General features: G+C 63.8%; 11 protein-coding genes and 1 pseudogene. 2 read left to right on the plus strand and 10 right to left on the minus strand.

What is annotated here, in order from left to right:
• Window positions 1-91: 91 nt before the first annotated feature.
• Together KF708C_RS27805 and KF708C_RS35045 are read left to right on the plus strand one after the other, a co-directional pair.
• Window positions 92-880 carry a tyrosine-type recombinase/integrase gene (locus KF708C_RS27805; protein ID WP_231586612.1) on the plus strand — a complete coding sequence of 263 codons (789 nt, stop codon included), beginning with the start codon at window positions 92-94 and terminating at the stop codon, window positions 878-880.
• Between the two features lie 295 nt (window positions 881-1,175).
• Window positions 1,176-1,994, plus strand: a pseudogene (locus KF708C_RS35045) (IS5 family transposase).
• 9 nt (window positions 1,995-2,003) lie between these two features.
• Here KF708C_RS35045 and KF708C_RS27810 read toward each other — a convergent pair.
• From KF708C_RS27810 to KF708C_RS37125, 10 genes are all read right to left on the minus strand, one after another.
• Entirely contained in the window at window positions 2,004-4,304 is a 2,301-nt protein-coding gene (locus tag KF708C_RS27810; RefSeq protein ID WP_059414390.1) for a molybdopterin-dependent oxidoreductase, read from the minus strand.
• Between the two features lie 36 nt (window positions 4,305-4,340).
• The gene (locus tag KF708C_RS27815) at window positions 4,341-5,012 is read right to left on the minus strand and encodes an ArsR/SmtB family transcription factor (RefSeq protein WP_059414628.1); all 672 of its coding nucleotides are present in this window, start codon (window positions 5,010-5,012) and stop codon (window positions 4,341-4,343) included.
• A 128-nt stretch (window positions 5,013-5,140) separates the two neighbouring features.
• Window positions 5,141-5,917, minus strand: coding sequence for a sulfite exporter TauE/SafE family protein (locus KF708C_RS27820; protein ID WP_059414391.1), 777 nt, complete (start codon window positions 5,915-5,917; stop codon window positions 5,141-5,143).
• Window positions 5,918-6,533: 616 nt separating this feature from the next.
• The gene (locus KF708C_RS36090) at window positions 6,534-6,704 is read right to left on the minus strand and encodes a hypothetical protein (protein WP_156173993.1); all 171 of its coding nucleotides are present in this window, start codon (window positions 6,702-6,704) and stop codon (window positions 6,534-6,536) included.
• A gap of 118 nt (window positions 6,705-6,822) precedes the next feature.
• Window positions 6,823-7,005, minus strand: a complete 183-nt coding sequence (locus tag KF708C_RS27830; RefSeq protein ID WP_156173994.1) for a hypothetical protein — start codon at window positions 7,003-7,005, stop codon at window positions 6,823-6,825.
• A 374-nt stretch (window positions 7,006-7,379) separates the two neighbouring features.
• Window positions 7,380-9,728 (minus strand): AAA family ATPase, encoded by a 2,349-nt coding sequence (locus tag KF708C_RS27835; RefSeq protein WP_059414397.1) that lies wholly within the window; start codon window positions 9,726-9,728, stop codon window positions 7,380-7,382.
• Complete coding sequence (locus tag KF708C_RS27840; protein WP_059414399.1) at window positions 9,716-10,222, minus strand: hypothetical protein; 507 nt, start codon at window positions 10,220-10,222, stop codon at window positions 9,716-9,718. The genes KF708C_RS27835 and KF708C_RS27840 overlap by 13 nt, the downstream gene beginning before the upstream one ends.
• Window positions 10,223-10,384: 162 nt before the next feature.
• Window positions 10,385-11,782 carry a metallophosphoesterase family protein gene (locus KF708C_RS27845; protein WP_059414630.1) on the minus strand — a complete coding sequence of 466 codons (1,398 nt, stop codon included), beginning with the start codon at window positions 11,780-11,782 and terminating at the stop codon, window positions 10,385-10,387.
• Between the two features lie 96 nt (window positions 11,783-11,878).
• Window positions 11,879-13,171: a recombination directionality factor gene (locus tag KF708C_RS27850; protein WP_059414402.1), complete on the minus strand. Its 1,293-nt coding sequence runs from the start codon at window positions 13,169-13,171 to the stop codon at window positions 11,879-11,881.
• A complete protein-coding gene (locus KF708C_RS37125; RefSeq protein WP_082079998.1) occupies window positions 13,120-13,425 on the minus strand; it encodes a DUF7696 family protein in 306 nt (101 codons plus the stop codon). Before KF708C_RS37125 ends, KF708C_RS27850 begins: the two co-directional genes overlap by 52 nt.
• Window positions 13,426-13,820 lie beyond the last annotated feature (395 nt).

The raw sequence follows: 13,820 nt of genomic DNA on the forward strand, positions 1-13,820 counted from the left end.
GACCGCTGCGTTCGGTGAATGGCAAACGCACGAAGCCGTTGGTGCTGACCGCCGTCCCTTCTCGGCCCGGTCCGTGGTTCAGCATCGAGCGATGTTTGAGCACTTTCAGCGACATCTGCACGACTGCGGCGTGACCGTGGCCAGTTTCGGCGCCGACCATATCCACTCCCTCTGGCAAACGAAGGCCGGAGCCACATACAGCGCTGCGACACGGATGCGCTATCTGAAACTGCTGGACCGGCTGTGTCGACATCTAGTATCCATTGCTGTGCGTGACGGCAATCCGGCGGAGGAGCTCGTACGGCAGGCGCAATGGCCTGATGAAGACCCCTCCCCCATCTACTTGCCTCAGGAAGCAGACGAATCCCTCCAGGCTTGGATACAGCCCTCTCCTAACGACGATCTTGCCCATCTGCGGGCACGAGCAATCGTTGGATTGTTTCTTGGCACCGGCATCACAGCGGCCGAGGGCCGCAGCGCCACCCAAGTGGACCTCCAGACCGCGGCAAGCCCGCCGTACTTGCACGTCCGTGGCCATGGAGCGCGAGACGCAAGGACGGTTCAGGTCCCCCCGTTTGCCCTGCCCGTCCTTACAGCCTGGTCGGCCCGCCGGGCTACGCTGCCAATTGCCAGTGACCTACTTTTTTCGCTCACGAACCTCGGCAAGCCAATTGCGGACATGGGTCTAGGCCGGATCGTCCGTTCGGCACTGGTGGCCATCGACTTTGAGGCAGACGACATGAGTCCGCGAATCCTCCGCAATACCTTCTGTCGCCGGCAGTTGCTTGCAGGGCGCGATCGCGTCGAGGTAAGCGAACTGCTCGGGCTGGCCAGCACCCGCACGGCCGATCGAATTGCCGCCACATTGCCAACAGAATAAGCGTTGAATGTGTCTGGCTCGAGCTGAGGTGCCATGCAGGCGAATCACTTTGGCCCTCACCTCTCGGCAATCACACACACCAGAGCAGCACACACATGCTCGATCCCTCCACTTCGCCGGCGCCGATGATTGCCCGCGATGGGCTCGCGGCCGCGTGCAGGGGCCGGTCGAGTTCGAGTCCACTTCCGCCCGCAGGCGCTAGCAACACCGCCTAAGAACCTGTTTCAAAAAGAGCTGCTGGGTACTTCAGGGCGATCCTGTTAACCTCATCCGTTGTGACAACAGGACAGAGGGGATGGGCAAGCCAATCATTGACGATGAACTGTGGGCACTGATCGAACCGCTTCTTCCCGCGGCCAAGCGGCGACGATTCCGATATCCGGGTCGCATGCCGGCGTCAAATCGGGGAGCACTGACCGGCATCCTGTTTGTGTTGAGGAGCGGCATTCGGTGGAACGAACTACCCGCCGAGATAGGTTGCGGCTCCGGGGTCAGTTGCTGGCGTCGGCTACGCGATTGGCAAAGCGCCGGCGTATGGGATCGGTTGCACGAAGTCCTGCTGGCGAAGCTACGCGCGGTCGACCGCATCGATTTCTCACGTGTCGTCATCGATTCCTCTTCAGTTCGAGCGATTGAGGCGGGCCAAAAACAGGACCGAACCCCACCGATCGCGCGCGACCAGGTTCCAAGCACCGCGTCGCCACCGATGCGAACGGCACGCCGATCGCGGTCATCCTGACCGGCGCAAACCGTAACGACATCACCCAACTTCTGCCTCTGATCGAAGCGATTCCGGCTATCCGAGGATGCCGAGGCCGGCCTTTGCGCAAGCCTGGGCGCATCTACGCTGATCGCGCGTACGACCACGACAAATATCGAAGGCCGCTTCACGCTGCCGGCATCCCCACCTCCATCGCCCGGCGCGGCGAACCTCACGGCAGCGGCCTGGGTAAGGTTCGCTGGGTGGTAGAGCGAACTCAACGCTTGGTTGCACGCATTCCGGCGTCTGCGCACCCGCTTCGAGCGTCGTGCGGACATTCATGAAGGCTTACTCAAGCTGGCCTGCTGCCTCATTTGCTGGCGTACCCTCCAGCGGGACGAATCTTCATTTTGAAATGAGTTCTTAGCCACCGCGCGCGACGAAGCGCGGCAACTCGAACGCAGAGACAGCCGGAAGCGGCCCGCTCCATGGCTCGACTTGCACCAGACAGGTCTGCGCTGCGCAGCCCTGCGACAAGCGCGAAGCCGGCAGGTCACTTGTCACCGCATTGGGATTGCCGTGCTTGTCGAGTCCGGGCACCTCCGCGGACGGATCGAACCAGGCGCCGGTGGCAAGCCTGACGACCCCGCGCAGCACACCATCGCTCAGTCGGGCCGCCGCCACACACGCGCCCCGGGTGTTCCAGACACGCACGGCCTGGCCGTCCTGGATGCCCCGCTCACGCGCATCCTCCGGGTGGATCGTCAGCGGTTCACGCTCGTCGACGCGCGCCCCCCGGCTGAGCGCCGAATGGTCGAGCTGGCTGTGCAACTTCGTCGCCGGCTGGTCCGACACCAGGTGCAACTGCTGCGCATCGGTGGCGCCGAGCCATTCGGCCGGCTCCAACCAGCTCGGGTGGCCAGGGCAGTCGTCGTAGCCGAACGAGGCAATGGCCTCGGACCAGATCTCGATCTTCCCGGAAGGGGTCTTCAGCGGATGCGCAGCAGGGTCTTCACGAAAACGCTGCAGAAAGCTCCTGGGTGGCGCCGTCCCCTCGAAATCGACGATCCCTTGCTCCCAGAACACGTCGAACGCGGGCAGTTCCACACCGACCGCATGGGCACGCGGCAGCGCCTCCTCATACAGCGCCCGCAGCCATTGGCCGGCATCGCGGCCCTCGGCGTACTCGGCCAAGACGCCGAGCCGCTGCGCCAATCCCCGGAAAATCTCGAAGTCGTCGCGCGCCTCGCCCGCCGGAGCGAGCACCTGCCGCATCGCCACGAGGTGTGCCTCGCGCCCCGAGAACCCGATGTCGTCACGTTCCAGAGAGGTCGTGGCCGGCAACACGATGTCCGCCATCTTGGCGTGCGCGTTCCAGAACTGCTCGTGCGCGACGACGGTCTCCGGCCCTCGCCAAAGCGCCGCAAGCCGGTTCAGGTCCTGGTGGTGGTGGAAGGGGTTGCCCCCGGCCCAGTAGACCAACCGGATGTCCGGATAGCGGTGCGTGCGGCCGTTGTAGTCAAAACTCCCGCCCGGCTGGGCCAGCATGTCGGCAATGCGCGCCACGGGAATGAAAGCATCCACCGCATTGCGCCCCTGCGGGAAGGTGGGGCCGGCAAAGCGCGCGCTGCGATGGCCGACCGAGTTCGCCGCGCCGTAGCCGAACGCGAAACCGCCGCCGGGCAGGCCGATCTGCCCCAGCACCGCGGCCAGGGCCACCAGCGCCCAGAACGGCTGCTCGCCATGGTGGGCGCGCTGCAAGGACCACATCGCCGTCAACAGCGTGCGTTCGCGGCCCAGCGCGCCGGCCAACTCCGCGATCTGCTCGCGCGGCGCCCCGGTGATGCCGGCGGCCCAGGCGGCGTCCTTGGCGACGCCATCGGCGTGTCCCAGAAGATAGGCCTCGAAGCGCTCCCAGCCGACGCTGTGGCTCGCGAGAAAGGCGCGGTCATGCCGGCCCTCGGCCAGCACGCCGTGGGCCAGCGCGAGCATCAGCGCCGTGTCGGTGTTGGGCCGGATCGGCAGCCACTGGGCCGGGATGCCGGGCTCGATGTCCTCGCGGCTCGGTCCGACGTTGACGATGCGCACGCCGCTGGCGGCCAGGCGGCGCAGTCCGTCGCGCAGGCGGTGGCGGCCCGCGCCGCCGAAGTCGGTTTGCGCCGTCTTGGCCGGCAGTCCGCCGAAGCAGACCAGCAGCCGCGTGTGCTGCGCCAGCGTCTCCCAGTCGTCGCTGTCGGCCAGCACGGCATCGACGGATGCCACGACGTGGGGCGTCACCACGCTGCCCGCGCCGAGGCTGTACGAATCCACGCTGCGCACGTAGCCGCCCTGCACGTTGAGAAAACGATGAAGATGGGCCGCAGCGCCGTGGAAGCGGCCGGCGCTGCCCCAGCCGTAGGAGCCGCCGTAGATGGCGGCATTGCCGTGAGTGTCGATCACGCGCCGCAGCTCGCCAGAAAGCAGGTCCAGCGCCTCGTCCCAAGGCACCTCGACGAAGGGCTCCTTGCCGCGCCCCTCGCGGCTGGCGCCCTGGCGATCCAGCCAGCCGGCTCGGATGGCCGGGCGCAGGATGCGCTGCGGCGCATTGTTGGCCGCGAGCGCGTGCAGGCCGATCGGCGAGGGGTCGGTGTCCCGCGCCCAAGGCGCCAGGGAAGGCACCCCCTGCGCGTCGCGTTGTATTTCATAGATGCCCCAGTGCGAGGCGGTGTAGGTCGATGGCTTCATGGTTGCGAACGATGTTCTGTGTGGTTTGGGACGTTGTCAGGCTTCGGCGGTCTCCACTTCCAGACCTGCCGCCTGCCATTGCGGAAAGCCGTCTTCCAGGCGTCGCACGCGATACCCCTTCGCGCGCAGCAAGGCCACCGCCTCGAACAACAGCACGCAGTACGGCCCGCGGCAGTACGCGACGATCTGCCACCTCTTTGGCAGACGGGCGAGCCGGGTTTCCAGTTCTTCCAGCGGGATGTTCAACGCGCCCGGCTGGTGGCCCAGGCTGAATTCATGCTCCGGGCGGACGTCGAGCAGCGTCACCCGTCCGTCGCGCAGCCGCTCGACCAGTTCGTCCCTGGTCACGGGCGCCAGCGCATCGCGCGCCGAGAAGTAGTCCGACATGATCTGGCGCACCTCAGCGCGGTTGCGCTCGCCCACGCAGCCCAGCGACTTGAGCAGGCAGACGACCACTTCCGGTCCCGCAAGGCTGTAAAGCATGTGCTTACCCTGGCGCTCGGCGGTCACCAGTTGCGCCCACTGCAAAATCTGGAGATGGCGCGACGTGTTGCCGAAGGTGAGCTTGCAGGCTTCGGCCAGGGCTTCGACACTGTGCTCGCCCTGGGCGAGGAGTTCCCGCAGCTCGATGCGATGAACGTGGTCGATCGCCTGCGCGATCTCCGCTAGATTCTCGTAGATGGCCTGTCCTGGTCCTAGCTGTACCATGTACCTTCCTTCACTAGCGATCATTCACCCGATTCATGGAATCTGGATTGCAAGAATAGTTCGCCGTGCAGATCGAGTGCGCATATCGTTATCTGGACATCCGGGATGTCCAGCGCCCGGTTGCGGAATCAGGCGAGAACAGGCCAGACGTAGTGGGCGCCGACAAGAATGCCGATTCCGCCGAGGACGCGGCGCAGCAGCTTTTCCGGCAGCCAGGGCTGCAAGGCGGCGCCGGCGTAGGTGCCCGCGAAGCCACCGATGCCCAGGGCGATGCCCAGCGCCCAGTCCGGGGCAATGCCGCTCCCATACTTCAAGCCGAGCACGACATAGGTGACCAGGCCAGCCACCGACGTAACGAACGTGGAAGCCAGCGCCGCGGACGCGACGTGACCGATGGCGAAGCCCATGCCGACGAGGATCGGGGCCAACAGCGATCCGCCGCCGATGCCGTAGATTCCCCCGATGACGCCCACGGCCAAGGCCAGGGCGATGATCAGGGTGCGGTGGTGGCCGTGGACCTCGGTGCCGTCGCGCTGACGGGTGCTTCTACCGAACAGCAGCCAGACGCCCAGCGGAATCAGCACGGCGGCGACCACCAGCAGGAAGGCCTGCGGCCCGGACAGCCAGGTGACCCGGATGATGGCCCCCGCGATCGCGCCGGGGATCGTGCCTACGATCAGCAGGCGGGTCAGGGACCACTGGATCTTGCCGCGCCGCTTGTAGCGCAGCAGCCCGCCGGGAAGGGCCATCAGGTTATAGAGCAGGTTCGTTGGCGTGACAGACGGACTCGGAGTATGCAACACGCTGAGCTGCACTGGCATCAGAAACACCGCGCCGGACACCCCCACAGGAGCGGTCACGGCAGCAATCGCGAACGCCAGCGCGGCAGCTAGGATCAGCGTCATGTTGCGTCTCCGGCCGCGGCGCAGGAGGTCCCAGAACGAGTGGCGCGTTGGGCCTTTCCCGCCTCGTCGGCATGGGCGCATGACTTCGGGATATGTCGGTTGTGCCTGCTATTTCCGGGCATGGTGTCCTTCTTGCTCAAAGGGCGCAATGCCTAGCTCTCGCAGACGCCCTGACTTTCAGCTGCTTGACACGGATCGTGCATTAAAAAATCATTCTGCATATTAATCGGATAATATAAATTCGTTTAGACGAATTACAACGATTCTTAGACGATTCTAGCGCGAAGGCCTCCGCTGGCCCGCCGAGTCGGCGCTGTTGTCAATGCAAAGGCGGGCACGGGTTCCGGCTCTTCGCCACGGCGCTGGTCTTGCTCGGCACCGGCTGGAACTTCCTCCACATTGGAAGCTCAACGCTGCTGACCTATACCCACACTGCGGCTGAGAAGACTCGCGCTCAAGACATCAACGACATGGCGATCTTCCCGGCGGGCCTAACCTGCTCGTTCAGTGCGAGTGGACTGCCTGATTCCTTGGGCGGAAAGGAGATGACCCTTACCCTGTTGCCCTGGCTCCTGCTGTGCACGATGGCGCTACTGTAGATGGGCGTAAAGCTGCATTAGGTGAAGGCTGCTTGCCGCAACGACGCTGCTTTCGTTGCCACCGATGAAGGCGAGGAACATCGGGGCCCCTCGCGGAACAGATCAACTACGACACCTACAGCGCGCGCGATCTTTTTCTCCACAGGCTCGAACGCGCCCTGTGAAAACAATTCAATGTTCTGGCTCATGCTGGCTTCCTGAAAATGAATGGGCGGCCAGCCCCCGTGGGCCACACCGCCCTCGGGGGAATTGAAGAGATGAAGTAACGAAAGGACGTACGCCACTGACGGACAGGCTTTGAGAACGTTACCTGCTCGCCGCCCGAGCCTCAGCCAGGAGCCACTGCACGAGCCAGCCGATCCGGCTGGCTAGGCTCGAAGAAAGCCACTGCCCATCCGGCTCGCCGGAGAAGAAAACCCCGGCCACGTCGCCAGCAGCGATGTCGGCAACGCCCATGAGCAATCGCAGGGCTTCGTCGAGGTCATCCATCCCGGCCGCAGCCACGAGAACCGGCAACGTTACCGCCGCGAGGAGAGGCCGTCGGCACCGCGGTGCAGGGCCGGTTTGTACTAGGTGACAGGTCATCGGAATAGCAAGAAAAACGGCGCTCCCTAGGGAGCGCCGTACGGTTAAGGATGAGGGCGCTATAGCGTGCCCGTATTCGGCAGCGCGCTGGCGCGGTATTCGACGATCAGCCGCGTCTGGGCCGCTTTAGGCACCTTGTTCGGTTGCGGTTTCGGCGAAGGGTAAAGCTCCGCCGCTCCAAGCAGGACGAGTAGCAAGAGCACCAGGATAAGAGGAAGTTTCATGGCACGAAGAAGGAAGACGGAGCAGCCCCGATGGGGCATGCCCCATCGGGTTAGTCAAGACGCCAGTTCGGGAGGGCTCACTCGGGCCGACAGGGCTCCAACGTCAATTACTGCATCGGCTTCGTCGATTGAATCTGGGGTGTGCGAAATGAAGAACTCACGCTGATACCCGCCGCGGCGGAGCACTTCGCGCTTCATACGCATGAAAGCCCGTTTGCGCTCGGGGTCAAGCGCACCATCCGACTCGTCGGTGAACACGGTGTGAAACAACTGCCCCGAATCCTGCGCCCGGTAGAGCGCAATACCGCGAGTCAAACACTCGTTGACCCAGATCTTTTCACCGCCGGACATGAACGCGAAGTTCTTATCCGTGCCGCTATCTGCATCGAACACGAGAATCTCAAAGCCTTCGCGCTTCTCCCCGTTGGCCAGCTCGGTCTGCGTCTGGATCGCGATAGTGAATCGCTGCCCGTAGCAGGCAAGCAGCAGGTCATTAACGATCTTTGCGATCGCGGGTCCAGCATCGTCGATCGACAACGCGATCACGCCATCGTTGCCCAAGCCCTTGGCGAGCAGCTTCCACTGCGCGATCTCGTCGGACAAGGCCGAAGCCCTACCCTCCAATGCCGCCAGCCCGGCCAGCTCCGCCTCGATGCGACCACGGTCCGCAGCCAACGTGCTCTGCCGGCGGATTAGTGCTTCGATCGCACCGTCGAGCGCCACAGTAGTCTCCCGGCCGGCAGTGATGCGCCGGTCGAGATCAGCAAGCATGCCAGTGACATCCTCTGTCGCCAACGCCGATAGCTCGCGGCGAACCGCCGTGACCTGCACCTCAACGTCCGCAACATCGCGCTGATAGCGGGCTAGGCGCTCCGAACCCTCGGTGCCTAGTGCCACCATGTCGCGCTTCGCATTGGCAAGGGTGTCGTTCGCTGCCGCGAGCAATGGCTTCCTCGCGGCCAGGGCCGTCAGCCGTTGGATCTGCTGCTGATCACGGGCAATGCTCTGTTGCAGCGTGGCTTGGGCTGCACGGGCCGCCGGAAGACCGACAACCGTAGCGTCCGTTGCCTTGAGAGCCTCCTGCTTCTCCCGGTAGCTAGTCCGCAGGCCGCTCACTTGCACGGTCTGCTCGCCGAGTTTGAGCCGGGCGTCGCGCGCTTGCGCAAGCAACGGGCACGTCGCATGCATGGCATGGTCGTGACAGGGAACCGTCTCGATCACGTCAGCCTGCGATTTCAACGACTTGGCGAGCTGTGCGGCAACCGACCCACGCTGCTCAAGGCCATGAAGCTCCGCCGTGAGTGTGGCGCGGCGAACCTGGACGGCCTCCAGCTTTGCAAGCTCGACCTGGCCGGCTTCCCACGCCGCCTGCTTCTGGCCGATAGCCATCTGCAAGGTATCACGCTCCCCGTCCGCGGCAAGAATCACCGCCGACTGATCGAGCGTAGCGTTCGCAGAAGCAGTCGCCTTGTCCAGTTCCTTCAGGCGCGCATCGGCACGGGCTTTCGCAAGCTTCTCATCACCGACCAACCGGGTAGCTTGCGCCACCAGCTCGCCTTCACGTTGCTTCAGCTCGCGCAGCCGCGCCTCAGTCGCAGCAGATGCGGCATGCTTCGCTGCGAGCGTGGCACGCTCTTGTTGAAGCTTCGCTCCATCCTCAAGCGCCCCAGTTCGCGCGCGGCGCTTGCCCGTCAATGCCTCGTCGATCTCACCGATCTCCTTGGCCATCGCCTGCGTCGCGTCGCGCTTGCCGGTGAGGATCAGCACGTCGCGTTGCATGGCATCGAGTGCGCGGCCCAACAGCCTGGCCACGTCATTCGCCTTCGAGGACACCTCGCGCAGGTGATCGATCCCGAGCAGCTCTGCGAGCAGCTTCTTGATCTCGCCCGCCTGATAGCTGGCAAGCGGCCGCCGGTTCTGTGCGGAGAACACGCTGGTGAAGAACACTTCGGGAGACCCAAGAATCGGTTCCACGCATCGGCCATAGGTCTCCGCCTTGCCGTCAGAGATCGTACCATCAGGCAGTTCGGCAGGCTCCCAGGCGCCATCACGACCCATCTCGAACAAGTAGTACTCTGCCTTGCGGCTCTTGCCCGCATTGCGGAAAGTGAATGCGGACCGATAGACCTTGCCACCGTGCTCCCATTCGAGATCCTTCTCCGCGCGCGGGGCACAGAGATGGTCCCAGTACGAGAAGCCGTCCGGGGTCATCTTGGTCGCGTGGCTCGGCATGAGCGCATACGGTTGCACGTTGTCCATGATCGTGGTCTTGCCGGCGCCGCAAGGGCCGACGAGGGCAATCAGTCCCGTGGGCAAGCCCGTCAGATCGATGGTGACGCTGTCGCGATGCATGCCGTCCCGCACGCCACGGAACCCTGTGAGCGTGAGTTTCAGTGGACGCATGGTGCATCCTCCATCGGCATGGCCTGCAGGTAGTCCGACGGGAGTTCGAAAACATCGTCGTCCGGCATCTCGCTGATCGGCTCGGGATCGTGCTCCGGCTTGCCGGCGATTGCCCGCTCAACCGATCGGACCGCCGCGACAAACTGCCCGCGGACTGCCAACTGCAGGGCCTGCCAGTCTTCGCAGCCCGAGAGCGCCTTCAGTTCCCGGGCACTCCACTGGCTGGCGTAGCCGTTCGAGAACGACCAAAGCAAATCCTGGATCTCTTTGGCGGGCGCCACGGAGAACCAGGTCGCGCCCGTGTCAGTGCCGAGCGCCATGACCAGCATGTGCTCGCGCGTGGCGATCACCGCACCGCGGTGCATGCCGAACGGCTGAAACAGCATGCCACGCAAGAAGCCGTGGTCGGAACAAAGGCGGTTTGCGAGATCCGATTGGGGCATCTCGACTTCAAACGTACGAGCCCACGCGGGGCCAGCGTGATACAGAATCATGATGCACTCCTGAGAACGACAGAGTGCACCCCGGACGGGAAGCACCCGTCAGGGTAGAAGAAAAGAAATGGATACTGCGGATCGATGCGTCGGGGACGCGGGGTAAAACCAATTTTCGACAACCCGAAGGCTGTCGGAACATGGCTTTCGCACGTTCTAGGGTTAGGCGGCTTCGGCCGCGAACAGGTCATCGTTCAGCCAATCCAACGCAGCCGACTTCTGCACCGGTGCGACCGGTGGAACAGAGGCAGGCAGGGCCGACTGCATCGCAGCTGCTGACGGCACCGGTTGTGGAATGTCGAGATCGGCCAGGTTGGCCAGCACACCGTCGGCAATGGACTGTGCATCCAGGTTCTGCAACTGCGACAGCCGATCGACCAACGGACCAGTATCGACACCGGCAAGCTCGCCCCAGCGCCCGAGCTTCTCAGGCAGACTGGCGGCCCGGCTGATGCCTTCCGCGCGGCTACGCACCGCAGGCAAGATACGCGCTTCGATTTTCACCTCGGCGCTGTTGCGGAACAGGGCCTGAATGGCATCACGGTCGACCAGCTGCCGGTGCTCCTCGTTGATCGACCAGCGAATGCGAACGAACTTATCTGCAGCGCCGGCGGCAACTTCGGCAAGTCGAGCCATGTCCGGCGGGCCGTCGAAGTCCACGCAGACTGTCTCGCGCGCGGGCGTCTCCATCTGCGTGGCGGTGACTTGACCCAGCTCGATATTCCAGCGCAGATAGCCCTTCGCTCCGATCTCACCGTAATGGAAGCGCCCGATGGAGCCGGGATACGCCACCACCCTACCCTCGCGCTCCCATTGCTGGGCGCGGTGGATGTGGCCAAGCATGAACGCGTCGCAATCGGCGTCAAACAGCGAGCCGATCGTGAACTCATGATCGAACCCCGCCATCGGCACACCGTGCTCTGTCTGGCAGCCGTTGACCGTGCCGTGGGACACGCCAATGGTACGAATACCCTGCTCACGTAGCAGCCGGTTGATTGCCCCAGCCGCCGCGAGATAGGCCGCCAGATGATCACCAACAGCCGTGGCTGCATTGGACACGCCTACGGCGGCCGCAAGTGTCGCCTTGTTCACGGTCGGCACGCAGGTGAAAACCACCTTGGGATCGCCATGGGTTTCCGCGATCTCCTCGAGCTCTTCGATCGTGAACACGGAACCGTGAGAGGCGATGAACTCGCCCCGGCTTAGCGCGACCTGGTGGATGCGGTCCGCCACGTACACAGGGCAGGCCTCTCCCCCAACGAAGCGAAACACATCCAGCGTGCCCGGCGGCTCGTGGCTGAAGGTGCCTTGCAGCATGAGCACGGGCGCAGCGCAAGCCAGCCGGTGCACACGACGCGCCAGGCCGGAGAACGCCGGCGAGTGCGCATCGAGCCGGTGGTCCGTCGAGTCCCCCGAGATCACATAGGCATCGCAGCCCGCAGCGATCGCGTCGTCGACAGCAAAGCCAAAGCAACGATCGGCTTCAACCAGGTTGCCGGGCGAGTAATGCAAGTCGGAGAAGTGTCCGACGCGAAGCTGATCGCGTTCCTGAAACTTCATGAAAGCCTCCATCATGGATACCGGGCGAGCCGGAGAGAGAAAAGAAAAAGGAAGCCCGAAGGCTTCCTTTCACGAATTCCGGCACGTGGCCGGCGGTCAATGAGCGAGTTCGCGAGAGACTGCGGCAACCTGCTCGCGGAAAGCGAGCGGATTGGCCAGCGCAACGCGCATGTCGTCGAGGAGTCGGCGAATGTCGTTCGGTCGCCTCGGCCAACCGTGGCCAAAGCTTGCGTTGGCGAAGCGCTTCATCTGCTCGCGCCCTTCCGGGTTATTCAACCCAACACGCGTGAGAAGATCATCGAACTGACTTTCGAGGTCATCGACGTGGTCGGCTTCGCCTGCCCCAACGTCGGTGTGCACCGAGACTCGGTCGTGCAGGTCAGCGGGCGAGTCAGCGATGGTTGTCTCGACCGCTCGATCGGGACCCGTGGCTTCCAGCATGGCAACAGCTTCGTCCGCTTTCTCCACGTGCGAGATCTGGGGCCGGTCGGTGCCGTCAAGCAACGCGCCGAGATCGATATCGGCATCGAGCGTGATCAACCACTGCTTTTGACGCATGGGCTGGCCGTCTTCGCCGATGCGGCTCACCTCGACTTCCATCTTCGAGACCCAGAACGTCACACCGACGAGACGGCCGCGCGCGAGCGAGACCGTCTGCATGGCAGCGTAGGCTTTCTGGAGCACGTAAATGGAGGTCGTGGGCAGCTCGATCAGGCCGAGGCCCTTGATCTTCAGGACCGCAAAAAAGAAGGACGCTGAAAGGCTGCACGCACCTGCCTGATACTGCGGGCACTCGTGCGGATCGCAGCGGCCGTCCTGGATCTCGTTGTCCTGCCGCAAGATGATCTGACGCCCGCCCCAGTTTCGCTTCGCGCGGCTGGCTCGCTCGCTCTTCTGCGCGGGCGCATACGTCTTGCAGTAGCGAACGCCATCGGAGCCGTATTCGGAAAAGTACTTCCGACCCGCCGCGCCCCACGCGACCAACTGGTTCGGCATGTTCTGGAGCCAGTCGTCGAACGCGAAGATGACGGGAAAGCGCCAGAGCCGCCGCCCGTCGCCTTTATCCTCGCCGTACAGCTTGAGGATCTCGTCGGCGACGTCAGGGTTGGAGAAATCCGAGCCACGGCACGTGAAGTACGGCGTGTTCTTCGGGACCAAGGGGTTCTTGATCGAAGTCACCCGTTCGATCTCGATCCCGATCGCCTCGAATGACTTGCCCTGAGCGAGCAGCGCATCATGGATTGCAACTGCCTTGGCGTTTTCGCGGGCCTTGCGTGTCAGGACCTTGATGCCAGGGCGGATCTTGCCGATGATCGGCGGCCGCGCGGGCCGCTCGTCTAGGATGCTTCTGGCACTGCCGAAGTCGTTGTAGGTGATAGGGGCTTGCATGCTGCTCTCCTGTCGAGGTATCGAATGACGTTCGCACGGATCGACGCAGCCTGCTCCCGAAGGCGCAGGGCTACATCGGCCCCGCGCTGGGTCGTTACTTGAGAAAGGAACGCCGCGCGAGCGGCTTCCGGAAGACTGGCGACGTGTGCCGCCTCACATAGATCTCGCCACGCCACGGGCATCTCGACATAGTCGGGCCGGCGGCGGATCAGCGTTGCTGCGATCGCAGCGGAGATTTCGGCGTGTTCCTGCATGGCATCTCCCGAATCGAGGTTTCTCACAAACAAAAAAAGCTCGCTCCGGAAATGCCGGTAGCGAGCTTTGTTCGAGAAACCTGCAGCCACGCCCCTTCCGGGGGCATGGCTTACAGGGAGCGGCGCGCGAATGCGCACTGCTCATGCTTGGGACGTAAAGTCGCCCCGTGCAGCATGTTCACGCTGCACAACAACCCATTTGCGAACCCACAGGTTCGGCCGCAGGTTCACGGATCAGCCAACGACGGCCGTTCTGCCTAGGAGGGGCCTTGAGAGAGACGCCACATGGTCCCAGGCTCGAACGGTGTCCCGCGTGCGCTCATAAGAGGCACAGACGCAGACGCGTTTTACAAGCTGACGATGGGAAATGCTTGGCGAAAACACTTAGCAAGAGA

The organism is Cupriavidus basilensis (assembly GCF_000876015.1).
Taxonomy (GTDB): Bacteria; Pseudomonadota; Gammaproteobacteria; order Burkholderiales; family Burkholderiaceae; genus Cupriavidus; species Cupriavidus basilensis_B.